This is a genomic window from Bartonella sp. TS25HLJMH (assembly GCF_042193505.1).
In the GTDB taxonomy this organism is placed as follows: Bacteria; Pseudomonadota; Alphaproteobacteria; order Rhizobiales; family Rhizobiaceae; genus Bartonella; species Bartonella grahamii.
Map to the genome: position 1 here is coordinate 1 of NZ_JBHILV010000072.1, position 1,160 is coordinate 1,160.

The following is a 1,160-nucleotide window of genomic DNA, read 5'->3' on the forward strand; positions in this document are numbered from 1 at the left end:
TCATTTTGGGATTGGATATGTATTTAAATCGATAAAAAGATACCATACAAAGCGATTTAAAGATTTTACGATGAAAAACCATATCTCTAATATAAAACGCTCTGTACGGTCAAATTTTAGGTAAATAGACCAATTGGTAAAATTATGGACTAAAAACATGAGAATATTAAAAGACCTGTTCTTAAAAAAGCGTAAACAACCCATGCAAAAAGAGTTTGTTGCAACAGCTGTTGGTTATGTTCCTTGGGGAGACGGAGCAGAGGAGTATTTTTACAACCTCTACGAATATGAAGACGGTACAAGAGAGTGTGAAAAGTTTGATGGCGGCCAGTATTACAAAACACCTAAGAATGCAGATTTTAGTACCAAAGCGCAAGTGAAAGCGTGGGTTTACGGTGGTGCTATTCCGAAAAGCATTCTCAATTACGAACCTCTCATAGATGAAATCAACAAAAACATCAAAAAATCATTGAAAACCACTTGATTGCATTAATAGGAGCTTGAATCAAATGCTTACACCATTTGGCAAAACCTTACGTAAAATTCGTATTGATCGAACAGAACGTTTATTAGATATGGCTAATAAATTAGGCGTATCTATAGCATTTTTATCTTCTGTAGAAATTGGCAAAAAGCCTATACCTGCTGACATGGAAGAAAAGATCATTGAGAAATATGCTTTAGATGAAGAAACGGCTTCTATCTTGAGAAGAGAAGCAAATATTTGTCGTAAGAATTTTACAATGAACTCTTCTGACCCACTTAACCATGAAATTTCTAACACGTTTGTTAGAATGTTTAAGTCTCTTTCACAACAAGATCTGACAAAGTGCAAGGAACTCATGGAGAAAGTAGAGAAAAAACGGTGCTTGCAGAATAGAATACCTTGATCTCCTTATTTTATACACCGTAAACATAATTTTATATATTAAAAAACAATAATATCCTTTTGAAATAATTGAATAAATATGCAAATTATGCTAAGATTTTTCATGTATAAATTGCTAATCTAATGGGGCTACAAATATGCTAAATAAAGTGACGTTAATCGGGCGCCTTGGTGCTAATCCCGAAAGCAAAACAATGAATTCTGGAGCAGAAATAGTTAATTTTAGTATAGCGACTTCTGAGAGCTATACAGATAAAAAAACCAATCAAAA

At 33.3% G+C, this 1,160-nt stretch carries 3 protein-coding genes; all 3 read left to right on the top strand.

The genetic code is table 11. From position 1 onward, the window contains the following. Positions 1-157 precede the first annotated feature (157 nt). Positions 158-484, top strand: a complete 327-nt coding sequence (locus tag ACFINF_RS09255) for a hypothetical protein (RefSeq protein WP_375620595.1) — start codon at positions 158-160, stop codon at positions 482-484. A gap of 25 nt (positions 485-509) precedes the next feature. Continuing rightward, positions 510-890 (top strand): helix-turn-helix transcriptional regulator, encoded by a 381-nt coding sequence (locus tag ACFINF_RS09260; RefSeq protein ID WP_015856258.1) that lies wholly within the window; start codon positions 510-512, stop codon positions 888-890. Positions 891-1,026: 136 nt separating this feature from the next. Beyond that, positions 1,027-1,160: single-stranded DNA-binding protein (locus ACFINF_RS09265; protein WP_375620596.1), on the top strand; the 134-nt coding region annotated here is incomplete at its 3' end.

Bases quoted from the DNA above. Each gene is read 5' to 3' on its own strand.
- ACFINF_RS09260 (WP_015856258.1), top strand. From the start codon at position 510: ATGCTTACACCATTTGGCAAAACCTTACGTAAAATTCGTATTGATCGA.
- ACFINF_RS09255 (WP_375620595.1), top strand. From the start codon at position 158: ATGAGAATATTAAAAGACCTGTTCTTAAAAAAGCGTAAACAACCCATG.